This window comes from Candidatus Pelagibacter sp. HTCC7211 (genome assembly GCF_000155895.1).
Lineage (GTDB): Bacteria > Pseudomonadota > Alphaproteobacteria > Pelagibacterales > Pelagibacteraceae > Pelagibacter.
On record NZ_DS995298.1, the window covers coordinates 1,055,864 to 1,079,858 of the forward strand.

22 protein-coding genes and 2 tRNA genes are annotated in these 23,995 nt (G+C 29.8%); 2 read left to right on the forward strand and 22 right to left on the reverse strand.

The window, feature by feature from the left end:
• Window position 1: 1 nt before the first annotated feature.
• The 21 genes from PB7211_RS05715 to PB7211_RS05815 form a co-directional block, all read right to left on the reverse strand.
• On the reverse strand, window positions 2-247 hold the full coding sequence (locus PB7211_RS05715) for a DUF1467 family protein (RefSeq protein ID WP_008545956.1): 246 nt from the start codon (window positions 245-247) through the stop codon (window positions 2-4).
• The gene (locus PB7211_RS05720) at window positions 247-1,905 is read right to left on the reverse strand and encodes a ribonuclease J (RefSeq protein WP_008546147.1); all 1,659 of its coding nucleotides are present in this window, start codon (window positions 1,903-1,905) and stop codon (window positions 247-249) included. Before PB7211_RS05720 ends, PB7211_RS05715 begins: the two co-directional genes overlap by 1 nt.
• 1 nt (window position 1,906) lies before the next feature.
• Window positions 1,907-2,644, reverse strand: a complete 738-nt coding sequence (locus PB7211_RS05725) for a type III pantothenate kinase (RefSeq protein WP_008545959.1) — start codon at window positions 2,642-2,644, stop codon at window positions 1,907-1,909.
• Entirely contained in the window at window positions 2,645-3,199 is a 555-nt protein-coding gene (locus tag PB7211_RS05730) for a biotin--[acetyl-CoA-carboxylase] ligase (protein ID WP_034399126.1), read from the reverse strand. It abuts the gene before it with no gap.
• A complete protein-coding gene (gene nuoN, locus PB7211_RS05735) occupies window positions 3,199-4,617 on the reverse strand; it encodes an NADH-quinone oxidoreductase subunit NuoN (RefSeq protein ID WP_008544226.1) in 1,419 nt (472 codons plus the stop codon). The genes PB7211_RS05730 and nuoN overlap by 1 nt, the downstream gene beginning before the upstream one ends.
• A gap of 1 nt (window position 4,618) precedes the next feature.
• Window positions 4,619-6,100, reverse strand: a complete 1,482-nt coding sequence (locus tag PB7211_RS05740) for an NADH-quinone oxidoreductase subunit M (RefSeq protein ID WP_008544657.1) — start codon at window positions 6,098-6,100, stop codon at window positions 4,619-4,621.
• Window positions 6,100-8,013, reverse strand: a complete 1,914-nt coding sequence (gene nuoL / locus PB7211_RS05745; RefSeq protein WP_008546127.1) for an NADH-quinone oxidoreductase subunit L — start codon at window positions 8,011-8,013, stop codon at window positions 6,100-6,102. Before nuoL ends, PB7211_RS05740 begins: the two co-directional genes overlap by 1 nt.
• Before the next feature lies 1 nt (window position 8,014).
• Window positions 8,015-8,326: an NADH-quinone oxidoreductase subunit NuoK gene (gene nuoK, locus PB7211_RS05750; RefSeq protein WP_008545829.1), complete on the reverse strand. Its 312-nt coding sequence runs from the start codon at window positions 8,324-8,326 to the stop codon at window positions 8,015-8,017.
• The gene (locus PB7211_RS05755) at window positions 8,319-8,951 is read right to left on the reverse strand and encodes an NADH-quinone oxidoreductase subunit J (protein ID WP_008544999.1); all 633 of its coding nucleotides are present in this window, start codon (window positions 8,949-8,951) and stop codon (window positions 8,319-8,321) included. Before PB7211_RS05755 ends, nuoK begins: the two co-directional genes overlap by 8 nt.
• A 4-nt stretch (window positions 8,952-8,955) precedes the next feature.
• On the reverse strand, window positions 8,956-9,441 hold the full coding sequence (gene nuoI / locus PB7211_RS05760; protein WP_008544974.1) for an NADH-quinone oxidoreductase subunit NuoI: 486 nt from the start codon (window positions 9,439-9,441) through the stop codon (window positions 8,956-8,958).
• A 2-nt stretch (window positions 9,442-9,443) separates the two neighbouring features.
• Window positions 9,444-10,442 carry an NADH-quinone oxidoreductase subunit NuoH gene (nuoH, locus tag PB7211_RS05765; RefSeq protein WP_008545747.1) on the reverse strand — a complete coding sequence of 333 codons (999 nt, stop codon included), beginning with the start codon at window positions 10,440-10,442 and terminating at the stop codon, window positions 9,444-9,446.
• A 1-nt stretch (window position 10,443) separates the two neighbouring features.
• A complete protein-coding gene (nuoG, locus tag PB7211_RS05770) occupies window positions 10,444-12,483 on the reverse strand; it encodes an NADH-quinone oxidoreductase subunit NuoG (protein WP_008545581.1) in 2,040 nt (679 codons plus the stop codon).
• Entirely contained in the window at window positions 12,476-13,807 is a 1,332-nt protein-coding gene (gene nuoF / locus PB7211_RS05775) for an NADH-quinone oxidoreductase subunit NuoF (protein WP_008546021.1), read from the reverse strand. The genes nuoG and nuoF overlap by 8 nt, the downstream gene beginning before the upstream one ends.
• Complete coding sequence (gene nuoE, locus PB7211_RS05780; RefSeq protein ID WP_008544289.1) at window positions 13,800-14,408, reverse strand: NADH-quinone oxidoreductase subunit NuoE; 609 nt, start codon at window positions 14,406-14,408, stop codon at window positions 13,800-13,802. The genes nuoF and nuoE overlap by 8 nt, the downstream gene beginning before the upstream one ends.
• Window positions 14,405-15,580, reverse strand: a complete 1,176-nt coding sequence (locus PB7211_RS05785) for an NADH-quinone oxidoreductase subunit D (RefSeq protein WP_008545245.1) — start codon at window positions 15,578-15,580, stop codon at window positions 14,405-14,407. Before PB7211_RS05785 ends, nuoE begins: the two co-directional genes overlap by 4 nt.
• Entirely contained in the window at window positions 15,564-16,169 is a 606-nt protein-coding gene (locus tag PB7211_RS05790; RefSeq protein WP_008544076.1) for an NADH-quinone oxidoreductase subunit C, read from the reverse strand. Before PB7211_RS05790 ends, PB7211_RS05785 begins: the two co-directional genes overlap by 17 nt.
• Before the next feature lie 2 nt (window positions 16,170-16,171).
• Window positions 16,172-16,687 (reverse strand): NuoB/complex I 20 kDa subunit family protein, encoded by a 516-nt coding sequence (locus PB7211_RS05795; RefSeq protein WP_008545579.1) that lies wholly within the window; start codon window positions 16,685-16,687, stop codon window positions 16,172-16,174.
• Between the two features lie 13 nt (window positions 16,688-16,700).
• Window positions 16,701-17,069 (reverse strand): NADH-quinone oxidoreductase subunit A, encoded by a 369-nt coding sequence (locus tag PB7211_RS05800; RefSeq protein WP_008544136.1) that lies wholly within the window; start codon window positions 17,067-17,069, stop codon window positions 16,701-16,703.
• Window positions 17,070-17,227: 158 nt separating this feature from the next.
• Window positions 17,228-17,304 (reverse strand) — tRNA-Asp (locus tag PB7211_RS05805).
• A 13-nt stretch (window positions 17,305-17,317) separates the two neighbouring features.
• Window positions 17,318-17,393 (reverse strand) — tRNA-Val (locus PB7211_RS05810).
• Between the two features lie 117 nt (window positions 17,394-17,510).
• A complete protein-coding gene (locus tag PB7211_RS05815) occupies window positions 17,511-18,683 on the reverse strand; it encodes a pyridoxal-phosphate-dependent aminotransferase family protein (RefSeq protein WP_008546137.1) in 1,173 nt (390 codons plus the stop codon).
• A gap of 45 nt (window positions 18,684-18,728) precedes the next feature.
• Here PB7211_RS05815 and PB7211_RS05820 point away from each other — a divergent pair, with 45 nt between their 5' ends.
• Together PB7211_RS05820 and PB7211_RS05825 are read left to right on the forward strand one after the other, a co-directional pair.
• The gene (locus PB7211_RS05820) at window positions 18,729-19,883 is read left to right on the forward strand and encodes a mandelate racemase/muconate lactonizing enzyme family protein (protein WP_008544247.1); all 1,155 of its coding nucleotides are present in this window, start codon (window positions 18,729-18,731) and stop codon (window positions 19,881-19,883) included.
• A gap of 19 nt (window positions 19,884-19,902) precedes the next feature.
• On the forward strand, window positions 19,903-22,803 hold the full coding sequence (locus PB7211_RS05825) for an FAD-binding and (Fe-S)-binding domain-containing protein (RefSeq protein WP_008544083.1): 2,901 nt from the start codon (window positions 19,903-19,905) through the stop codon (window positions 22,801-22,803).
• Here PB7211_RS05825 and PB7211_RS05830 read toward each other — a convergent pair.
• Window positions 22,800-23,993: a CaiB/BaiF CoA transferase family protein gene (locus PB7211_RS05830; RefSeq protein WP_008544834.1), complete on the reverse strand. Its 1,194-nt coding sequence runs from the start codon at window positions 23,991-23,993 to the stop codon at window positions 22,800-22,802. The genes PB7211_RS05825 and PB7211_RS05830 overlap by 4 nt on opposite strands.
• Window positions 23,994-23,995 lie beyond the last annotated feature (2 nt).

Below are 23,995 nucleotides of genomic sequence, written 5' to 3' on the forward strand. Positions count from 1 at the left end.
ATTAATTAATAATATTTCTTAAGTTTAAGTATTCATATTTCATCAATAAATAAATTATTACGAAAATAAAGCTTGTTATACCAGTACAATAAATAAACTTTTTTAACATTTTTGGATTTTCTGGTGATCCAGGATCTTCACCTTCAATTTTAACCGTTTTTGTTCTATTCACATCTATTGGCAAAATAGCAAAAAACACAATCCACCAAATAATTATATAAATGATGGCTAAACCAGTAATGCTCATTAAATCCGGACTAAATTAATATTTGTAAATGGTTTTTTTCCAGTTTTTTCTTTTGAAAACTTTCTGCATGCTATTTTAAGAGCATCGATTAAATTATGTTCTTGTTGTCGACTACCAACTTTGAATGATCTTGTTGTCTTTTCTATTTCGTATTCTAGCCCATAATCAAATTCATCTTTATCATATACAGGCAAACCCCTGTAAGAAAGCACTGGATTATTGTGAATATTTCCTTTTGGAGTGATGATAATTGTTACTTCCATATATCCATTTGCGCTTAGGTTTTTTCTATCTTTAATCGATTGAGAGTCACCATCTACACTTATACTTCCATCGAGATATAATCTTCCACTTGGCGCCTTATCATATACTTCTGGTTTATCTCCAGGATATAATTTGACAATATCACCATTTTCAACTTGTACAGGATGAGGAACTTGCATTTCTTTTGCAAAGTTTATGTGTTCAATCATATGTCTATGTTCACCATGCACTGGTATTACACATTTGGGTTTTACCCAATTATACATATCTTTAAGATCTTCTCTGTTTGGATGGCCTGAAACATGAATAAATTCTGTTTCTTCAGAAATTACTTCTATACCATCTTTGACTAATTGATTATGAAGTTTATATAATTTTTTTTCATTTCCAGGAATTATCTTTGAAGAAAAAATAACTGCATCACCCTTTTCTATAAAGACATCTGGATGGATATAGCTTGAAATTCTCATCATTGCACCCATTGGCTCACCTTGACTACCAGTACATAAATAAACAATTTTTTCTCTTGAAAAATTCTTAGCCTCTCTTGCGTCTATTGGTTCAATGGTATTTTTTAAGTAGCCACATTGTCGAGCAGCTTTATAAATGCGGTGCATTGATCTACCAACCAATGAAATTTGTCTTCCTGTTTTTTCAGCACAATAAAAAGCTGTTTCCATTCTCGCAACATTGGATGCAAATGAGGTAATGATTATTCTCTTTTTTAAACGTGTCATTACATTAAGTAAATTTTTTCTAACATCTAATTCAGATCCTGATCTTCCTGCGCTAAAAACATTGGTTGAGTCACAAATCATTGCAAGAACACCTTCTTCACCTATTTGTTTTAATCTCTCTTGATTAATTTTGTCACCTACTAATGGATTTGGATCAACTTTCCAATCACCTGTGTGAAGGATAGATCCAGCAGGAGTTTTTATTTTCAAACCATTAGGTTCTAAAATTGAATGAGTAAGTGTTATATATTCGATCTCAAAAGGATCCAATGATACCTTTCCATTTAGTTCAACTATTTTTAAATCTTTAGTTATATCTATTTGTTTTTCCTTAAATTTTTCTTTAATAAGAACAGCTGTAAACGGAGTTGCATAAATTTTACACTTTAATTGAGGCCACAAATGAGCAATCGCTCCAATATGATCCTCATGAGCATGGGTTAAAACTATCCCAAGTAAATTATCTCTTCTCTCTACAATAAAACCAGGGTCAGGATAAATTAAATCAACTCCAGGAATTGTGTCATCAGCAAATGTAACACCTATATCCACCATAATCCATTTATGGTCGCTTGGTTGGCCATAACCAAACAAGTTCATGTTCATGCCTATTTCGCCTGATCCACCTAGTGGACAAAATAATAATTCATCTTTCATTTTATTTGATTAATTTTGTGATCTTTAGAAGTCCGTTAATAGTAATATCCTTATTATGAATAACCTTTGTTTTTATTGATTTTTTAAATAATTCAGAAAATCCCCCAGTAATAATTACTTTAAAAGATTTTCTTGTCTCTTTCTTAATTAAATTAATGATATTGTCAATTAAACCAGCATAACCCCAGAAAAAACCCGATCTAACAGCTGAGATTGTGTCTTTACCGATAACTTTTTTTATTAATTTTAGATTAATTTTAGGGATTAAAGTTGCTTTGTCTGACAAGGTATTTAAAGAAAGTCTTATACCTGGAGCAATTATTCCACCTGTATAAGTATTTTTTATAAGTACGTCAAATGTTGTAGCAGTACCAAAATCAAGAATTATAAAATTATCTTTATTATTCATTAAACTTATTGCATTAGTAATTCTGTCTGAACCAACTTGTTTATAATTAACTTTAATTTTAATTAAAGATTTTAAATTCAAATTTTTAACTTCATTGCATTTTACTTTAGTTTTTTTAATTAAATATTTCTTAATTAAATTAAAAGATTTTGGAACAACACTACAGAATAATATTTTTTCTATTTTCTTAAAATCTATTTTAAAATTTTTTTTTAGTTTTTTTTGATTTATGTCCTTAGTTAAAAAAATTATTTTTTTAAGAATTTTATTTTGTTTAGATACCAAAAAAAGTTTGGTCTCACTATTTCCAATATCACCTAATAAGTACATTTACATTCCATTCATTTTGTAATTTATCTTATACATTTTAGATAAGTTTTTTTCAAAAACTTCTTTTAGATCATTTTCGAATTTTTTCTTATTAATTCGTTTATTTGTTATTTCGTATAAATTTGTTGTTGGATATTTTTTTATTTTAGGACTTTTAATTAAATTTATGCCTATGCCAATAATTAGAAAACTTTTATCTGATATTGATATAATTTCTTGCAGTATTCCACTTACCTTTTTTTTATTTATCAATAAATCATTTGGTTTTTTAAATACAATTTTTTTTTTACAATATTTGATTAATATCTTTTTGACTAATAAACAATTAATTTTAGTTAAGGCTGATAAAGACATATTAATATTTTTAAGTTCGTGGAAAAAACTTACAAACAAATTTCCTTTATATGAAATCCATTTATTCCCATACTGACCTTTGCCGCTTAATTGAGTATCTGAAATTACCATACCAAATTTAAAATTTGTATTTTTAATAATTCGAATTGCTGTGTTGTTTGTACTTTTAACTTTTTTAAAATTAAATTTTTTAAATTTCATTAAATAATATTAATTCTTGATACAACGTCAATTAATTGACTTGGGAAAATGAAGTATAGTAGAATTAATATTGTTGAAAAAGTGAGTGAAAATTTTAACCAGATACTATGATCTTCGTCATACTTTTCTTTTTCTTCATCAAAATAAATAATTTTTATAATTCTTAAATAATAAAATGCAGCTACAACAGTTGATAGCAAACCTACTACAGCCAAGAAGAACATAGACTGCTCTATTACTGCTTTAAAAATATAGAATTTTGCAAAAAAACCAGCAAGTGGTGGAATTCCAGCTAATGAAAAAAGAATTACTAGTAAAGATAAAGACAATAAAGGATGATTTTTAGAAAGCCCTGAAAGATCTTTGATATCCTCGTAATATTTATTATTTCTTTTCAACATTAATAAGCACGAAAATAGTGCTAAATTCATAATTATATATATTGATATATAAACAATTGAACTCTGAATTCCATTATTAGTTCCAGCTGCTAATCCAGCTAACGTATAACCTATGTGACTAATAGAACTGTAAGCTATAAGTCTTTTTATATTAGTTTGACCTATTGCAGCAATTGCTCCAAAAAGCATAGAGGCGATTGATAAAAAAACTATTATCATTTGCCATTGATCTATTAAATTTAAAAAGGGTACGTAGAGAAATCTAATGAATACTGTCAATGCAGCAATCTTTGGTACCATTGTAAAAAATAAAGTAACAGATGTAGGTGATCCCTGATAAACATCTGGCGCCCACATATGAAAAGGAACAGCAGAAATTTTGAAAGCTAAACCTACAAGAATAAATACTATTCCAAATGTTAGAACATATTCGTTTGAATTAAGCTGACTTGAAATAATGTCAAAATTTGTTGATCCAGAGAATCCATATATTAATGAACAACCGTATAAAAGTAATCCTGATGATAGGGCACTTAAAACAAAATATTTTAATCCTGCTTCAGAAGATTGTAATTGATCTCGATTAAAAGTAGCCAAAACATAAAGTGCTAAAGATTGTAGTTCTAGACCCATATAAAATACAATTAAATCGTTTGAGCTAATCATAACCATCATACCTAAAACAGAACTCAGTATTAAAACAGGATATTCAATTTTAAATAATTTAAATGTTTTAAGATAATTTGTAGAAATAGTTAAAACTAAAAAAGCTCCAAGTAGAGTAATTATTTTCATCAATGATGACATGTGATCTATTACAACACTGTCTTTAAATAAAGTAATACGATCAATAGCAAAAGTTTCATTGATTGTTATTACTGCAGTTATTAAAAGTATTAACTGAGAAATGTTAAAAACAATTTTAGAGCTTTTTTTTTTAAAAACTCCTAAAACTAATAGAAACATAATTGAAAGTGCAATAAATATTTCAGGTAATATTAAATCGATATTTTCCATATTATTTGATTAGTAAATTTTTATTATACATATCAATTAAATCATTAACCGAGACTTCAATTGTATTAATTAAAGGATCAGGATAAAATCCAAAATACAAAGTAGGTATAGCTAAACATGTTAATATAAAATACTCAGATCTATCTAAGTCCATCATTGATTTTAAATCTGAATTAATTAATTTTCCAAATATAACTCTTTTATAAAGCCAAAGCATATATGCAGCACCTAAAATTACTCCTATACTTGCTAAAACAGCTACAAGGAAATTATCTTTAAAAACAGCCATTAAAATTAAAAATTCACCAACAAATCCACTTGTTCCAGGTAATCCAAGAGCAGCAAGGGTAAAGATCATAAATAATATAGAATATTTAGGAATAATTGTAACAATACCACCATATGAACTGATTAATCTAGAATGCATTCTATCGTAAACAACACCAACACATAAGAATAATGCTGCAGAAACTAATCCATGACTAATCATTTGGATTATACTTCCTTCAATACCTTGTTGCTGAATTGTAAAAACACCTAAGGTTACAAAACCCATATGAGCTACAGAAGAATAAGCTATAAGTTTCTTCATATCCTCTTGCATTAAAGCAATTAATGAAGTGACGATGATGGCAATAACGCTTAAAGCATAAATTAAAGGTGTGAATACTTCTGATGCAATTGGAAAAAGACCTAATGAAAATCTTATAAATCCATACCCAGCCATTTTAAGCAATATAGCTGCAAGTAATACTGATCCTGCTGTAGGTGCTTCAACGTGAGCATCTGGCAACCAAGTATGGACAGGCCACATAGGTGTTTTAACAGCAAATGAACTAAAAAAAGCTAACCATAATAGGTTTTGATATTTTGCATCAATTCCCAATTCGTATAACTTAATGACATCTGTAGTACCTGAGATCCAGTAAATTGAAATAATTGCAACTAACATTAAAACTGAACCTAACAAAGTATACAAAAAGAATTTAAATGCTGAATAAACCCTTTTAGGTCCACCCCAAATACCAATTATTAAAAACATAGGAATTAAACCTGCTTCAAAGAATAAGTAAAAGACTACCAAATCAAGAGCACAAAAAACTCCTATCATGAAACTTTCCAATATTAATATTGCAATAAGAAAATCTCTTAATCTTTTTTTAACTGAGTTGTTTACTGAAATAATACAAAGTGGTGTAATAAACGTAGTTAATATAATGAATAAGATTGAAATACCATCAACGCCTACTTTATAATTAATAAATCCTTCAATCCAAGTTCTATCCTCAATAAATTGAAAATTAGATGTAGATTGATCAAAAGAAACCCATAAATAAATAGAAATTAAAAAATTAACAGATGTAGTAAAAAGAGAGACATATTTTGCTGTTGAGTTGTTTCCTTCTTTATCTTTAGTAAAGAATAAAAATAAAGCACCAATAGTTGGTAATAAAATTAAAGAAGATAAAATTGGAAAATTCATTATCTAACAATTAAAAAAGTTAATAAAGCTGAAAATCCTAATAGCATTACAAATGCATATTGATAGATAAAACCACTTTGAAATTTATTTGCTTTAATAGAACATTTTTTGATAAAGGATGAAATTCCATCAGGTCCAAACCCATCAATTAACTTTCCATCACAGAATTTCCATAGAAATAAACCTAATTTTTTTGAAGGTTTAATGATTGTGACCTCATAAAATTCATCAAAATACCACTTATTTATTAAAAATTTATATAAAGGCCTGTTCAAATTTGTAATTTCTTCGGGTAATTTTTTATTTTTTACAAATAAATAATAAGCTATTGGTATCGAAATCAGTACTAAACAAGGTGTTAAAAGTAAAAACCAAGTAGGAGGATGTTCTTTACTAAGAGGTTCTAAAAATTTTATAGACTCTGCCCAGAAATAATTATCACCACTATGTCCTATGAATAAGTCTTTAAATACAAAGCCAGCGAAAATTGCACCAATAGATAATATTAACAAAGGAATTAACATCACTAACGGTGACTCATGTGTCTCTTCTATTTTGACTTCTTTATTGTTGTATTCTCCATGAAACGTTTTGAAAATTAATCGCCATGAATAGATTGAAGTTAAAAAAGCGGTAAAAATTCCAATACCAGCTGCATAATAACCTGTGGTATTTCCTTTAAGATAAGCAAATTCAATAATAGCATCTTTAGAATAAAATCCTGATAAAAATGGAAACCCAGTAAGAGCCAGAGTTCCTATGATCATTAAAGCATAAGTGTAAGGTAATTTTTTCCAAACACCTCCCATATTATTTATATCTTGCTCATCTTTAAATGCATGTATTACAGAACCAGATCCTAGAAATAATAAAGCCTTAAAAAAAGCATGAGTAAATAAATGAAACATTGCAACATTGTAAGCACCAACACCTGCTGCAAAAAACATATATCCAAGCTGACTACAAGTTGAGTAAGCGATAATTTTTTTTATATCTGTTTGAACTAATGCAACTGTTGCAGCAAAAAAAGCTGTTGTCATCCCTACAATTGTAATTAAGTTTAATATCAATGGAGAGTACTCATAAATAGGTGAACATCTTACAACTAAAAATACGCCTGCCGTTACCATTGTAGCCGCATGAATTAAAGCTGATACAGGAGTTGGACCTTCCATTGCATCTGGCAACCACGTATGAAGTAAAATCTGAGCAGATTTACCCATGGCTCCTATGAATAAAAATAAACAAATTAAATCTATAGCTTTGACTTCAAAACCTAAGAAAGATAAGTTTTGATCTACCACAGTTGGAATTTGTTGAAATACCTCTGAATAATTAACTGTTCCAAATAAATAAAAAATTAAAAATATCCCTAAGGCAAATCCAAAATCACCTACTCTATTTACTACAAATGCTTTAATTGCAGCTGCATTTGCACTTTCTTTTTTAAACCAAAATCCAATTAAGAAATATGAACATAAACCAACACCTTCCCAACCAAAAAATAATTGTATAAAATTATCTGAAGTTACCAACATCAACATTGCGAAAGTAAACAATGATAAATAAGCCATAAATCTTGGTTTGTGAGGATCGTGAGACATATATCCAATAGAATAAATATGAACTAAAGATGAAACTGACGTCACTACAACTAACATAACCGCTGATAGTGGATCAATCAGCATTGACCAATTTACATCAAGTGAACCTGAATTAATCCAAGTAGCAATTACAATATTTTCCTCATATTGATTAACAATTACTTGATATAAAACAAAAATAGATAACAGTGCTGATATCGATACGAGTAAACTAGTAACAATTTCTGAATTTCTGTCACCAATCATTTTTCCAAAAAAACCAGATATTATTGACGCTATCAAAGGAAGAAACAAAATTGAAATTTCCATATTATCCTTTCAATTTATCTATTTCTTCCACACGTATAGTCCCGGAGTTTCGATAGTAAACTACTATAATAGCTAGACCAATAGCAGCCTCAGCTGCAGCCACTGTTAGAATAAATAATGTAAAAACTTGTCCTGCAAGGTCGCCCAGGAAAATAGAAAACGCAACTAAATTTATATTAACTGCAAGTAATATTAATTCAATGCTCATTAATATTACAATAATATTTTTTCTATTAAGAAAAATTCCAATTATTCCAATTGAGAAAATAATTGCACCTAAAGTTAAATAATGTCCTAAACCAATTTCAGTCATCAATTTTAACTCCTTTATTCGATTCTACTTCAATAATCTTAACTCCCTCAGATCTTTCTCTTGATATTTGTTTTAAATAACTTTGAGTTTTAACGCCCTCTCTTTTTCTAAAAGTTAATACTATAGCCCCTACCATCGCTACCAATAAAATCATTCCACTAATTTGAAAAATATGAATGTAGTCAGTGTATAAAATTTGACCAATTGAGTGGGTATTACTTAAGCTATAATTTGTCATTGAATTATTTAAATCAAATAAATCAGGTTTGTATTTCCAGCCTCCAATAACAATTATTAATTCAAAAAATATAAGAGTGCTTATAATTAATCCTACAGGTATATGACCTGAACTTTCTTCTGAGGCAAACCATTGATTTTTTTGTTGAGCGACATTTAACATCATTACAACAAATAAAAATAAAACTGCTACTGCACCAACATAGACAATTAACATTATCATTCCTAAAAACTCAGCACCAATCATAATGAATAAACATGAAATACTAATAAAATCTAAGATTAGAAAAAAAACAGAATGAACTGTATTTTTAGATGCAGTAACCATAATTGCGGAAACAATTGCAATTAAAGAAAATAAATAAAAGAATATGGCATGAGCGATCATTAATCTATCTGTATGGATTATCAGCTTTAATATTAGCTGCTAAAACATTCTCCCATCTATCACCATTATCTAATAGTTTTTCTTTTGTGTAATATAACTCTTCTCTTGTTTCTGTAGAAAATTCAAAATTTGGGCCTTGAACGATAGCATCAACAGGGCATGACTCTTCACATAATCCACAATAAATACATTTCATCATATCGATATCATATCTAGTAGTTTTTCGACTTCCATCTTCTCTAGCTGCTGACTCGATGGTAATTGCTTGAGCTGGACAAACTGCTTCACATAATTTGCATGCTATACATCTCTCTTCTCCATTTGGATATCTTCTAAGTGCGTGTTCGCCTCTAAACCGCGGGCTAATTTTACCTTTTTCAAAAGGATAATTGATAGTTTTTTTTGATTTAAATAATTCCTTAATTGCAATAACTAAGCCTCCAATAAAGTCGGTCATAAATATTGTTTTAAAAAATCTTGATAATTTCATAATTAATTTGTCGGTAAAAGATTGAAATAAAATAAGTAGCTAGCTGTTAGTACCACCCATATTAGAGAAAGAGGCAAGAAAACTTTCCAACCAAGACGCATTAATTGATCGTATCTATATCTAGGAACAATGGCTTTAACTAAAGCAAATAAAATAAATAATAATAATATTTTAAGAATTAACCAAATTGCCCCTGGTACTAGTGTAAAGGGATAAATTTCAACAGGGGACATCCAGCCACCCAAAAATAAAATTGCACCCATTGCACACATTAATAAAATATTTGCATATTCACCCAACCAAAACATAGCGTACATCATTCCTGAATATTCAGTTTGATATCCTGCAACTAATTCTGCTTCAGCTTCAGGTAAATCAAATGGAGGTCTATTAGTTTCGGCTAAAGCTGAAATAAAAAAAATAACAAACATTGGAAATAGTGGAATTACAAACCATAAATTTTTTTGAGCTTCTACAATGTCGTTTAAATTTAATGATCCAACACAAAGTAAGACATTGATAATAATAACTCCTATTGATACTTCGTAAGATACCATTTGTGCTGCAGATCTAATTGCTCCAAGAAAAGGATATTTTGAGTTGGAGGCCCATCCACCCATAATAATACCATAAACTCCCAAAGATGAAACTGCAAACAAATAAAGAATTCCAACATTAATATCTGCTAAAACTTGTGTTGCGCTAAAAGGTATTACGGCCCATGATATTAAAGCTAATGTCATTGTTACAATTGGAGCTAAAATAAAAATCATTTTATTTGAACTAGACGGGATGATTATTTCTTTAAAAATATATTTTAAAGCATCAGCAAGAGATTGTAGTAATCCAAATGGACCAACTACATTAGGGCCTTGTCTTTTTTGAACAAAAGCCCAAACTCTTCTATCAAGCCAAACAATCATTGCAACAGAGACAAGGACTGGAACTAACAAAAATAAAATCTTATAAACTTCCTGAAAAAAAATATTAAAGTATTCCATATTATCCTTCTGTACCTGTAGATTTGAGGTTATGTTTTGAATTATTACATTCAATCATTGTTTTTGAAGATCTGGCTATAACATTAGAAAAATAATAATCCTTAATTTTAATTTTTAACATTTCGTTATTAAATTCATTTGCTTTGTCATTTTCTTCATTATTTTTTGTATCTGAGTGCTTTTCTTTTTGTAAATTCAGGTAGTTAAACATGCTGCTTTCTAATTCATCCTTATCGTTAAATAGTTTTCTATTGTTCATAAACTCAGCAATTTCATTGATAATTAACCAATCTTCTTTGGATTCACCTGGGGGATATGAAGCTTTATAAGCTTTTTGTAATTTGCCCTCTAAATTTGTGAAGTAACCATCTTGTTCTGTGTAAGCAGAGCCTGGTAAAATAATATCTGCTAATTCTGCTCCCTTATCACCATGACTTCCTTGATAAATTACAAATTCATCTTTTTTTTCAAAGTTCAAATTATCTTGTCCAACTAAGTAAACAATTTCAAATTTATGATCTTTCAAATCTTTTAATAAATTTTTATCTTTATTAATTAATTTAAGATCATAATTACCTACTGTTGCAGCATCACAAGACAATGTATTTAAAGAGTTCCACTCATTATTTATCTTATTATTTTCTATTAGAAATTTTTTAATTTTTTTGAAAAAATATTTTGAAGAATTTAAGTTTAAAAAAGATTCACCTAAAATTATTATTGGTTTGCTTGCATTTGAAATAAAATTTGAAATTTCATGATTTCCATCAAAAATATCTTTCAAAGTTTGAGTTTGGCCATCTAAACTTTCATAAGGATAAGTTAAATCACCTAATTCATTTAAAGAAATTATTTTAGTATTATTATTTAAGTATGATTTTCTAATTCTTGCATTTAAGATTGTTGCTTCGTATCTAGGATTTGTACCAATTAAAAAAATTAAGTCTGAATCTTCAATGCCATTTATTGATGAATTAAATAAATAATTTTCTCTTTCACTTAAATCTAAATATCGATTATCAGTTCTAGACTCGTAATTATTATTATCTAATGTTCTGTCAAAAAATTCCTTAAAAATATAACTAGTCTCCATGTTTGTTAAATCTCCAACAAATCCACAAATTTTTTCTTTTGATATATTTTCAAACTTTGATTTAATGATTTTATAAACTTCATTCCATGAAGCTTTTTCAAATTTTCCATTATATTTAATGAAAGGTGTGTCTAATCTTTGATGAAGTAAACCATCACAAGCATATCTTGTTTTATCTGAAATCCATTCCTCATTAATATCTTCATTAATTATTGGTAAAATTCTTTTTACTTCCCAGTCATATGTATCAACTCTAATATTAGATCCGATTGCATCCATTACATCAATGGACTCCGTTTTTTTAAGCTCCCAAGGTCTTGCTTCAAACACATATGGTTTTGATGTTAAAGCTCCTACTGGACATAAATCTACTACATTGGCAGATAGCTCAGATTGCATGGATTGCTCTAAATAAGTTGTAATTTGCATATCCTCACCTCTTCCAATCGCTCCAATTTCAGGTACACCAGCTACCTCCGTTGCAAATCTTACACATCGTGTACAATGAATACATCTTGTCATTTGTGTTTTAATCAATGGTCCCATATTCTTTTCTGGAACTGATCGTTTGTTTTCTTTAAATCTTGATTTATCTACACCATAAAACATTGACTGGTCTTGAAGATCGCACTCTCCACCTTGATCACAAACTGGACAATCTAAAGGGTGATTAGCCAATAAAAACTCCATAACCCCTTTTCTTGCTTTTTCTACAAAAGCTGTATTCGTTTTAATATTCATTCCATCTGCTGCCGGCATAGCACATGAAGCTACTGGCTTAGGAGACTTTTCCATTTCAACCAAACACATTCTACAATTTCCAGCAATAGATAATTTTTCATGATAGCAAAATCTCGGAATTTCAACTCCAGCTTTTTCACAAGCCTGAAGGACAGTAAGACCCTCTTCTACTTCTACATCAATATTATTTACTTTAAGTTTAAGCATTTTTTTTATCCAATAAATGTTGATCTACTAAGTATGGAATTGTATTTTTTTTCTCCACAATAAGATCTAAATTATTTCTTTCCTCTATTTCCTTTTTAAAATGTCTAAGAAGACCTTGAACTGGCCATGATGATCCTTCGCCAAATGCACAAATTGTGTGTCCAGCAATTTGATTTGTTACATCTCCTAACATTTCAATTTCATCTTTTGTAGCTTCACCTTTTGCCATACGCTCAAGCATACGCCACATCCATCCAGATCCTTCTCTACAAGGTGTGCACTGGCCACAACTTTCATGTTTATAAAATCTTGCAATTCGTGCCATACATTTAATTATGTCCTGGTCTTTATTAATTACAACTATACCTGCCGTACCTAACCCGCTTTTTTCAGCCATTAATGAATCAAAATCCATCGTTAATGTTTCACATTTTTTTTTAGGAATTAACGGCATTGAAGATCCACCAGGAATTACAGCTTGTAAATTATCCCATCCACCAATAACACCACCTGCATGAACTTCTATTAATTCTTTTAAAGGAATGTTCATTTCTTCTTCAACGTTACAAGGATTATTTACATTTCCTGATATGCAAAAAATTTTAGTACCTGTGTTTCTTTCTCTACCAAGTGAAGAAAACCATTTACCACCTCTTCTAAGAATAGTTGGAACTACAGCTATTGTTTCAACATTATTAATTATTGTTGGACATCCATACAAACCTATTAATGCTGGAAAAGGAGGTTTTAATCTAGGTTGACCTTTTTTTCCTTCTATACTTTCAAGTAATGCTGTTTCTTCACCACAAATATATGCACCTGCACCATAGTGAATATAAATATCTAAATCCCATCCAGTTCCTGCTGCATTTTTTCCAATCAATTTTTTTTTATAGGCTTCATCTATTGCAGCTTGAAGTTTTTGACCATCAATAAAATATTCACCTCTTATATAAATGTAACAAACATGGGCTTGAACCGCGTAAGATGCTATTAAACATCCTTCAATCAATTTGTGAGGTTCAAATCTTAAGATATCTCTATCTTTACAAGTACCAGGTTCTGACTCATCACCATTGATTACTAAATAATGTGGTCTTGATCCAACTTCTTTAGGTGCAAATGACCATTTTAACCCTGTTGGGAAACCTGCTCCACCTCTTCCTCTTAATTCAGAGGATTTAATTTCATTAATTATCCAGTCTCTACCTTTGTCTGTTAATTCTTTTGTATTGACCCAATCACCTCTTTTCTGCGATGAGTTTAAATCAGAACCTAAATCATTGTATAAATTCTGAAAAATTCTATCTTTATCTTTAAGCATTTTTTAAATCCATTAATGTTTTTCTATTATTTTCAGGCTCATTATTAACTCTTCCTCTATAAGAACCTGGTTTAGGTGTTTCACCTTTTAAAATCTTATCTAATATTTTTAATGTTTTTTCTTTATCCAAATCTTCATAATAATCGTCATTGATTTGCATCATTGGAGCGTTTACACAAGCTCCTAGACACTCTACTTCCATCCAAGAGCAGCTTTTATCATTTGACAACTCACACTCATTCTCAGAAATTTTTTCTTTGCAGGCTTCAACAAGTTTGTTAGCTCCTCTAATCATGCATGGGGTAGTTGTACAAACTTGAACAAAAAAATTTCCTACAGGAGATAAATTATACATAGTATAAAAAGTTGCTACCTCATAAACTTTTATATACGGCATCTCCAAAAATTTAGCGATATACTTCATGGCAGCTAAAGGTATCCAGTTATTGTTTTGTCTTTGCGCTATGTAAAGTAGAGCCATTACTGCGCTTTGTTGCTTACCTTTTGGATATTTTGAAACAATATTTTTGACAGCCTCTAAAGATGAAGAATTAAATTCAAAATTCTCTGGTTGATCTTTTGCTGGTCTTTTTAAACTCATCTGTCAACCTCACCAAAAACTATATCTAATGAACCCAATACTGCTGGTACATCAGCCAACATATGTCCTTTAATTAGATAATCCATTGATTGTAAGTGTGAAAATCCAGGTGCTCTTATTTTACATTTGTAAGGTTTGCTTGATCCATCAGATATTAAGTAAACACCAAATTCTCCTTTTGGTGCCTCAACTGCAGTATAAATCTCGTCTTTAGGTACTCTGTATCCTTCTGTAAAAAGTTTAAAATGATGAATTAAAGCTTCCATAGATTGTTTAATATCTTTTTTAGCAGGTGGACTAATTTTTCCATCTAACGATTTAATTGGACCTTTTTCCATTTTAGATAAACATTGTTTTATAATAGAAACACTTTCCTTCATTTCTTCAATTCTGCACAAATATCTGTCGTAACAATCTCCATTTTTTCCAACTGGAATTTTAAAATCTAACTGATCATAGCAATCGTAGGGTTGTGATTTTCTTAGATCCCATGGTACACCTGAACCCCTTATCATCACTCCTGAAAATGAATAATCTAAAGCATCTTCCTTAGTTACTATGCCTATATCAACATTTCTTTGTTTGAAAATTCTATTATCAGTTAACAAACTCTCAAGATCATCTATTATTTTTGGAAATGTTTGGCAAAATTTGCCAATATCATTTTCTAATCCGTGTGGTAAATCTTGATGAACACCACCTGCTCTAAAATAATTTGCATGCAATCTTGAGCCTGAAGCTCTTTCATAAAAAGTCATCAATGTTTCTCTCTCTTCAAAACCCCACAGTGATGGAGTTAATGCACCAACATCAAGTGCTTGTGTAGTAACATTTAAAATATGGCTTAAAATTCTTCCTATTTCACAAAAAATAACTCTTATATATTGAGCTCTAATCGGAACATCAATTTCCAATATTTTTTCCACAGCTAGTGCAAAAGCATGCTCTTGATTCATTGGAGCAACATAATCAAGTCGATCAAAATAAGGTACTGCTTGCATATAAGTTTTATTTTCGATCAATTTTTCTGTTCCTCTATGTAGTAATCCAATGTGTGGATCAGCTTTTTCAACTACTTCCCCATCTAATTCTAAGATTAATCTAAGAACACCATGTGCAGCTGGGTGTTGCGGTCCAAAGTTAAGATTTAAATTTTTAATTTTTTTTGTCATTACTATCTAATTCTTCTTTAATATATTTCGTACCTTCCCAAGGACTCTCGTAGTCAAAATTTCTATAATTCTGTTCTAATTTAACTGGTTCATTAATTACTTTTTTTTGATCTTCACTGTATCTGACTTCAGTGTGCCCGGTTAATGGGAAATCTTTTCTTAAGGGATGACCTTCAAAACCATAATCCGTCAATATTCTTCTAAGGTCAGGGTGATCTTTAAATGAAACACCGTACATATCAAAAACTTCTCTTTCCATCCAATTTGATGCAGGAAAAATGCTTGTTAATGATGGAATTATTTCATTTTCATTAATTGAATAACTTAAAATAATTCTTTGATTGTATTCATGACTTAAAAAAAGATATACCATTTTAAATCTTTGTGTATTCTCAGGATAATCAACAACTGTTATATCAATAAGTTGTCTAAATTTAGTGTCTTGATTAGTTTTAATAAAAAGAGTTACATCAATTAAATCATCCTTATCCGTTTCTATATATAATTGATTGTGTTTAATTTCAGTACTATTAATCTTAGTTGTTAACTCTGAATTTATTTTTTTTTCTAAATCTTCTAAGTTAATCATGTTTACCTAATGAAAGAGCCTTTATTTCTAATTTTTTTTTGAAGTTGAAGTATTCCATATAATAAAGCCTCAGCGGATGGTGGGCATCCAGGAACATAAACATCAACAGGTACAATTCTATCACAGCCTCTAACCACTGAGTATGAGTAGTGATAATAACCTCCTCCATTTGCACAACTTCCCATTGAAATTACATATCTTGGTTCAGGCATTTGATCATAAACTTTTCTTAATGCCGGTGCCATTTTATTAGTAAGTGTTCCAGCTACAATCATAACATCTGATTGTCTTGGTGAACCACGTGGTGCAGCACCAAATCTTTCTAAATCATATCTTGGCATTGCTGTTTGCATCATCTCTACTGCACAACAAGCAAGTCCAAATGTCATCCAATGAAGTGAACCTGATCTTGACCAATTAATTAAGTTATCAAGTGATGTGGTTATAAAACCATTCTTACTAAAATCTTCTGCAAGTTGTTTAAATTCCTCAGGAACTTGATCAATCTTATTATTCATTATGGTTAATAATTTATTCCCAGTCTAAAGCGCCTTTTTTCCATTCATAAATAAATCCAATTGTAAGAATGAATAGAAAAATCATCATTGATGAAAAACCTAATAATCCAATGTTCCCAAGTGAAATCGCCCATGGAAATAAAAAAGCAATTTCCAAATCAAATATAATAAATAGTATAGCAACTAAATAAAATCTAACATCAAACTCCATTCTAGAGTCTTCAAAAGGTTCAAATCCACATTCGTATGCTGAAAGTTTTTCGGGATCAGGTCTTTTTGGCGAAAGAATAAAATTAATTACCACAAATGCACAGCTCAAACCAAGAGCGATGATCAAAAAAATAATTATTGGTAAGTAATCTTTTAGAAAATCAGATAACATGCGAGTCTATATATCAGTTTTTATTTTATGTTGAAGCGTTGATACGTCACATTTTTCATAAAAAAAAAGTTAACAATTTCAATAATTTAGATTAATAAATTTAAAAAAACTAATAATATCAATTACTTAAGCTGTTAATTAATTTAATTGAAAGAAAGTGGCGGGAGTGAAGGGACTCGAACCCTCGACCTATCGCGTGACAGGCGATCGCTCTAACCAACTGAGCTACACCCCCACTTCAAAAATTTTGGTGGGCGGTAAAGGACTCGAACCTTTGACCCCCTCGGTGTAAACGAGATGCTCTACCAACTGAGCTAACCGCCCATTACCAAAAAATATAGTGTTTTATATCTTTTAGAATACTAACGTCAAGGTCTATTACTATTTAAAAATAGCTGAATTATTAATTAATAATATTAATTTATTAAAATGTACTAAATATTAGCAAAGAAATTCAAGTGCTTTAAGTATGCCACCTTTGTTAAAAGGAATTTTTGATTTCATAAGACCCATCTCAACACCAGATAGAGTTCCAGCTAACATTAATTCATTAAAATCTCCTAAATGACCAATTCTAAAAACTTTACCAGCTACTTTCGCTAATCCAGTTCCTAGCGACATATTAAAATCATCTAGAATTATCTTTCTTAATGAGTCCGCATCATGTCCTTCCGGTACAAGCACCGCAGTCAAAGAGCTCGAATATTCATCAGGATTTTTACATAAAATTTCTAACCCCCAAGCATTGACAGCAATTCTTGTAGCTTCTGCAAATCGTTTATGTCTATTAAATACATTTTCTAATCCTTCTTCTGTAAGAATATTAATGGCTTCATCTAACCCATATAAGAGATTAGTTGCTGGGGTATATGGAAAATAACCTTTTTTATTATTTTCTATCATTGGTTCCCAATCCCAATATGATTTGGGTAAATCTGAATTTTTATACGCATCTAATGCTTTTGAACTTATTGCGTTAAAAGAAAGTCCTGGAGGCAATAATAAACCTTTTTGTGATCCTCCAACAGTTACATCAACTTTCCATTCTTCGTGCCTATAATCTATAGAACCTAAAGAGGATATTGTATCTACAAATAATAAAGCTGGATGATCTGCATTATCCATTGCTTTTCTAATTTCACCAATTCTACTCGTCACACCTGTTGAAGTTTCATTATGAACAGCACATACAGCTTTAATTTTTTTTTCTGTATCTTCTTTTAATTTAGACTCAACAATGTTTGGGTCAACACCTGTTCTCCAATCACCTTTTACAAAATCTATTTCTAATTTAAATTTATGAGCAATATCATACCAAAGCGTAGAAAAGTGCCCTGTTTCAAACATCAAAATTTTGTCTCCAGCACTTAATGTATTGACCATTGCTGCTTCCCAAGCTCCAGTGCCAGATGCTGGAAAAATTATTACAGGTTCTGACGTTTTAAAAATTAATTTAATTCTATCTAATACCCTTAGACCTAATTCTGCAAAATCAGGTCCTCTATGATCAATAGTAGGATAATCCATAGCTCTAAGAACTCTATCTGGAACGTTTGTAGGTCCAGGTATCTGTAAAAAATGTCTTCCAGGTCTGATAGTATTTGAAATTGCCATAACGCTGTATATGTTAAAGTAAATGTATAATCAAATTTAAAATATATGACAAATAGTAGTAACTTAATAGATAGTTTAGAAATTTATACTTTAAGTAACCCATTTGATGTTAAGTCGCACTGGGTTAGTCACTTTATAGTTCCTACGGCAAATGAATTACTTATAAAAATCAAAAATAAAGATGGTAATTCTGGTTTTGGTTTAGCTACAAGCTATACAGATATTGCTCCGCTAATAAAACCTTTCTCAAATGGTCTTTCAGATTTAATAATTGGAGAAGACCCCTTTTGTCCTGAAAAAATTTACCAAAAAATTTTTAAATTAACCGATACAAGAATTAGTAATGAAAAAGGTTGGAGCAAAGAAGCTATAATTAGAATTTCAGCAGCCTTAGATATCGCTTGTTGGGACTTGATTGGAAAATCGTCAAATATCCCTCTCTACAAACTTTTTGGTGGTTATAGAAACAAAGTACCAGTTTATGTGACATGTGGATATTATCGTGACGGTAAAAGTAATACAGAGCTCAGAGAAGAATTAAATAAATTAATCAAAATTGGTCATCAAAGTTTTAAAGTTAAAGTAGGTGGATTGACTATTAAGGAAGATGAAAAAAGATTAGAGATAATTCGAGATGAGATTGGGGAAGAAAAAGATTTAATGATTGATGTGAATAGAGCTTGGGATCTAAAAACAGCAATAGAAGGTGTTAAAGAGTTTAAAAAATTTAAACCTACTTGGATTGAAGAACCATTAAGATGGGAAGATGACAGAAGAACTCTAAGATTATTATCTAAGCAGACTGATATACCCATTTCAGGTGGTGAAAGTGAACTAACAACCTATGGATGTAGATCAATAATTGAAGAAGATGCTATTCAAATTTTACAATTTGATTGCACAATGTTTGGAGGATTTACTAATGGAAAAAAACTTTCAGCATTATGTGAAATAAATCATATAGATATAGCTCCACATCATGATTGTTATATTCATGCACCATTAGTTGCGTCGACTCCATCTGGCAGAATTGTTGAGTCATTTGATGATGAAAGAGATCCTTTGCAGGCAGAATTATTTGAAAATCCTCATAAAATGGAAAATGGATGGATACATTTAAATGAAAAACCAGGTTTAGGGCTACAAATTTCTGAAGCCGCGTTAAAAAAGTTCGGTAAATTAGTTTACAAAAATAAATAATTCTTTATTTAATTTATTAATGTTTAGTTCAGATCAAATTTTAAAAATTGAAAAAGAAATTAGCAGTAAAGTTGATGGAAAAACTTTATTCGATGAATTCTCAAGAGGAAGATACAGTACAGATGCATCTGTATATCAAATAAAACCTATTGGAGTAGTTTTACCAAAAGATACCAACGATGTACTGAATGTGATGGAGTACTCACAAAAAAACTCAATTCCTTTGCTGGCTAGAGGTGGTGGAAGCTCGCAATGTGGACAAACAGTTGGAGAAAGTTTGGTTTTAGATTACTCAAGACATCAAAATAAAATTTTGGATTTAAATGTTGACGAAAAATCAGTTTGGGTAGAACCAGGTGTAGTTTTAGATCATTTAAATGCATACCTAAAACCTTATGGGTTATGGTTTCCAGTTGATGTATCAACAAGTAGCAGGGCAACAATTGGTGGGATGTCTGCAAATAATTCATGTGGTTCAAGATCTTTATATTATGGAAACATGGTACATAATGTATTAGCGATTGAGACAATATTAGATGATGGTTCAATACATACTTTTGATGAAATACAAAAAAACTATTTAGCACAAAAAAATAATCAAGACAGATTTTATAAAATAATTGATAAATTTATTGATTTAAGACAAAGAGTTGGGGCCGAGATTGATGAAAATTGGCCAACTACACAAAGAAGAGTTGGGGGGTACAACATTGATTTAATAGACCCTAATGGTTTTAATTCATCAAATATATTGGTTGGATCAGAGGGTACTTTATCTTTATTTAACAAAATAAAATTAAAACTTTCTGAAATACCAAAAAATAAAATATTAGGTGTTTGTTATTTTGATAATTTTCATCAAGCAATGGAATTAACTAAAGAGATAGTTAAATTAAAACCTACATGTGTCGAATTAATGGATCAAAATTTATTAAATTTAGCAAGAGAAATACCCATGTATTCAGAGGGTATAAAAAAATATATTAAAGGAAACCCTCAAGCAGTTTTGATGGTTGAATTTATTGATACTGAGCAAAGTATTTATGAAAAGAAAATTAAAGATTTAGAGTATTTAGTTTTAAATCAAAATAAAAATAATCAATTTTCATATTATTCTAATCTAGATGAACAAAAGGAAGTTTTTGAAATTAGAAAAGCTGGTCTAAATATTTTAATGTCTATGAAGGGAGATAAGAAGCCAGTTGCATTTATTGAAGATTGTGCAGTTTCACTTGATCATTTAGCTGATTATACAGCGAGATTAAATGAAATATTTAAAAAATATAATACTAGTGGAATGTTTTATGCTCATGCATCTGTTGGAACACTTCATATTAGACCTGTATTAAATATGAAATCTGATGAAGATATAAAAAATATGAAGTCTATCTCAGAAGAAACCTTTGAAATGGTCAAAGACTATAAGGGTTCTCACTCAGGTGAGCATGGTGATGGTATTGTAAGGTCAGAATTTCATGAAATGATGTTTGGTAAAAAGATTACAAATGTATTTGAAGAAATTAAAGATACTTTTGATAGTAAAAACTTATTAAATCCAGGAAAAATTGTAAGACCACTTAAATCAAATGATAGATCTTTAATGAGATATAAATCAGGATATCAAGCTCAAAATATAAACACTCATTATGATTGGTCTAGTTGGGGTCAATTTAGTGATGCTGTTGAAATGTGTAATAATAACGGTGCCTGTAGAAAATTAGACTCAGGAGTAATGTGTCCTTCTTATAGAGTCACAAAAGAAGAGAAAGATTTAGTTAGAGGTAGAGCCAATACTTTAAGACTAGCATTATCAAACCAATTACCAGAAGGTTCATTTGCATCAAAGGAAATGTATGAAACTATGGAACTTTGTGTAAGTTGTAAGGCTTGCCAAAGAGAATGCCCAATGTCAGTTGATATGGCAAAAATGAAAAGTGAGTTTCTGTCTCATTATTATAAAAAATTTAGTATGCGGATTAAAGATAGAGTTATATCCGATATGCCAAGACTTATTTGGCTATTAAAAATTGTTGCTCCAATATTTAATAAAATTAAAAATTTACCTTTAATCTCAAATATAGTTGAAAAATTTGGTTTTGCAGTAGAAAGACAAATGCCAGAAGTGCAAAATCAAAGTATTTTAAGAGAAATTTACAATGATCAATTATATTCAGAAAAAAAAGTAATTTTATTTGCAGATACGTTTAATATTAATTTTGAAAATCAAAATTTAATTTATTCAATTAAAGTACTAAATAAGTTTGGTTACCAAGTGATTATACCAAGTTTTGGAAAAGACAAATTAAATAGAGCGCTATGCTGTGGTAGAACCTACATATCATACGGTCAATTAGATAAAGCATCAGAGGAACTAAATCGTTTTAATAATTATATTATCGATAATAATTATTTTAATTTACCAGTAGTTGGAATTGAACCTTCTTGTTTGTTAACATTTAGTGATGAGTATCAAAAATTAAAAAATGTTAAAAATAAAGATAAAATAAAAAATAAATTTTATTTATTAGAAGAATTTGTATTAGAAGAAATTAAGAATGATAATAAAATCAAAATGAATAAATTTGATCAAAATGTATTAATTCATGGTCATTGTCATCAAAAGTCGCAAGATAGAATGAAGGGACTTAAAAATCTTTTATCTGAGTTAGATATCAAAAATGAAATGATAGATTCAAGTTGTTGTGGTATGGCTGGTTCGTTTGGTTATGATAGTAAAAATTATGAAGTATCCAAAAAAATGGCAAATTTATCATTGATACCAGCGATTAATAATAGTGATGAAAAAGATTTTATTGTAGCTAATGGTACAAGTTGTAGGCATCAGATTTCTGATTTATCTAAAAAAAAAGGGAAACACGTATCTGAATTACTATTTCAAATTTTTGAAACAGTAAATTAAATTATTATTTTTCTATTATAAAAATCATCTATTTGTTTGTCATTGTAATCAAAAATTTTCATGATTTCTTTTGTGTGTTCACCTAAGTTAGGTGCACCTTTAGATTTTTCAGTTTTACTTTTCGAAAATTTAATAGGCATTCCAATAGCTTTGCTTTTTCCTGCTTTTTTATTATCTACATCAATTATCATTTCTCTTTCAATTGTTTGAGGGTCCACGAACATTTCGTTAATCGAATTTATTGGACCGCAAGGTAGACCGTTTTCATCGAAAATTTTTAACCATTCTTTTGATGTTTTTTTTATCAATTCACTATTAAGTATCTCTACAAGTTGTGTAATATTTTCTTTTCTATTGAAGTTTGATGAAAACATTTCATTTTCTTGTAAATCCATTCGATCAATCGCTTTTAATAACATTAACCAAGTATTTTGATTAGAAGCACCTACAGTGATCCACTTATCCTTAGTTTTAAATGCTTGATAAGGGGCAGTTAATGGATGTGCTGAACCTAATGGACCAGGAGATTCTCCTGTTGCTCCAGCAATAGCTGATTGCCAATAAGTGTGTACAATTCCAGCCTCAAATAAAGAGGTATCAACTTTTTGACCTTCGCCTGTTTTATTTCTATGAACCAATGCTGCAAGAATACCGCTTGTAGCCAATAAGCCAGCAGTAATATCTGTAATAGGAGCACCAACTTTCATTGGTGGTTTATCTTTGCTTTCTCCAGTAATACTCATTAAACCACTCATACCTTGAGCTACTAAATCAAACCCACCTTTATCTGCATAAGGACCTGTTCTACCATATCCAGAAATTTCACAGAGAATAATTTTAGGATTTATTTTAGAAATTACATCATAACCAATACCTAATTTTTCTAATGTACCTTTTCTAAAATTTTCTAAAACTACATCAGAATTTTTAACCATTTTCTTAAAAATTTCTATTCCATCTTTGTCTTTTAAGTTTAATGCTATTCCCTTCTTATTTCTATTCATCATCATAAATGCAGCAGCTTCACCATTTATATCAGGAGGTAGAAATCTTCTTGTATCATCACCTCCAGGAGTTTTTTCTATTTTGATTACCTCTGCACCTAAGTCTGCTAACAAAAGTCCACAAGTTGGTCCTGCCATAATTTGAGACATTTCTAAAACACGAATGCCTTTTAATGAAGCTGGCATTT

Bases quoted from the DNA above. Each gene is read 5' to 3' on its own strand.
- nuoF (WP_008546021.1), bottom strand. From the start codon at position 13,807: ATGCTTAAAGATAAAGATAGAATTTTTCAGAATTTATACAATGATTTA.
- PB7211_RS05730 (WP_034399126.1), bottom strand. From the start codon at position 3,199: ATGAAATTTAAAAAATTTAATTTTAAAAAAGTTAAAAGTACAAACAAC.
- PB7211_RS05830 (WP_008544834.1), bottom strand. From the start codon at position 23,993: ATGCCAGCTTCATTAAAAGGCATTCGTGTTTTAGAAATGTCTCAAATT.
- PB7211_RS05795 (WP_008545579.1), bottom strand. From the start codon at position 16,687: ATGAATAATAAGATTGATCAAGTTCCTGAGGAATTTAAACAACTTGCA.
- PB7211_RS05800 (WP_008544136.1), bottom strand. From the start codon at position 17,069: ATGTTATCTGATTTTCTAAAAGATTACTTACCAATAATTATTTTTTTG.
- nuoL (WP_008546127.1), bottom strand. From the start codon at position 8,013: ATGGAAATTTCAATTTTGTTTCTTCCTTTGATAGCGTCAATAATATCT.
- PB7211_RS05715 (WP_008545956.1), bottom strand. From the start codon at position 247: ATGAGCATTACTGGTTTAGCCATCATTTATATAATTATTTGGTGGATT.
- nuoK (WP_008545829.1), bottom strand. From the start codon at position 8,326: ATGACTGAAATTGGTTTAGGACATTATTTAACTTTAGGTGCAATTATT.
- PB7211_RS05755 (WP_008544999.1), bottom strand. From the start codon at position 8,951: ATGATCGCTCATGCCATATTCTTTTATTTATTTTCTTTAATTGCAATT.
- PB7211_RS05790 (WP_008544076.1), bottom strand. From the start codon at position 16,169: ATGATTAACTTAGAAGATTTAGAAAAAAAAATAAATTCAGAGTTAACA.
- nuoG (WP_008545581.1), bottom strand. From the start codon at position 12,483: ATGCTTAAACTTAAAGTAAATAATATTGATGTAGAAGTAGAAGAGGGT.
- nuoH (WP_008545747.1), bottom strand. From the start codon at position 10,442: ATGGAATACTTTAATATTTTTTTTCAGGAAGTTTATAAGATTTTATTT.
- nuoE (WP_008544289.1), bottom strand. From the start codon at position 14,408: ATGAGTTTAAAAAGACCAGCAAAAGATCAACCAGAGAATTTTGAATTT.
- PB7211_RS05785 (WP_008545245.1), bottom strand. From the start codon at position 15,580: ATGACAAAAAAAATTAAAAATTTAAATCTTAACTTTGGACCGCAACAC.
- PB7211_RS05820 (WP_008544247.1), top strand. From the start codon at position 18,729: ATGACAAATAGTAGTAACTTAATAGATAGTTTAGAAATTTATACTTTA.
- nuoI (WP_008544974.1), bottom strand. From the start codon at position 9,441: ATGAAATTATCAAGATTTTTTAAAACAATATTTATGACCGACTTTATT.
- PB7211_RS05740 (WP_008544657.1), bottom strand. From the start codon at position 6,100: ATGAATTTTCCAATTTTATCTTCTTTAATTTTATTACCAACTATTGGT.
- nuoN (WP_008544226.1), bottom strand. From the start codon at position 4,617: ATGGAAAATATCGATTTAATATTACCTGAAATATTTATTGCACTTTCA.
- PB7211_RS05815 (WP_008546137.1), bottom strand. From the start codon at position 18,683: ATGGCAATTTCAAATACTATCAGACCTGGAAGACATTTTTTACAGATA.
- PB7211_RS05720 (WP_008546147.1), bottom strand. From the start codon at position 1,905: ATGAAAGATGAATTATTATTTTGTCCACTAGGTGGATCAGGCGAAATA.
- PB7211_RS05825 (WP_008544083.1), top strand. From the start codon at position 19,903: ATGTTTAGTTCAGATCAAATTTTAAAAATTGAAAAAGAAATTAGCAGT.
- PB7211_RS05725 (WP_008545959.1), bottom strand. From the start codon at position 2,644: ATGTACTTATTAGGTGATATTGGAAATAGTGAGACCAAACTTTTTTTG.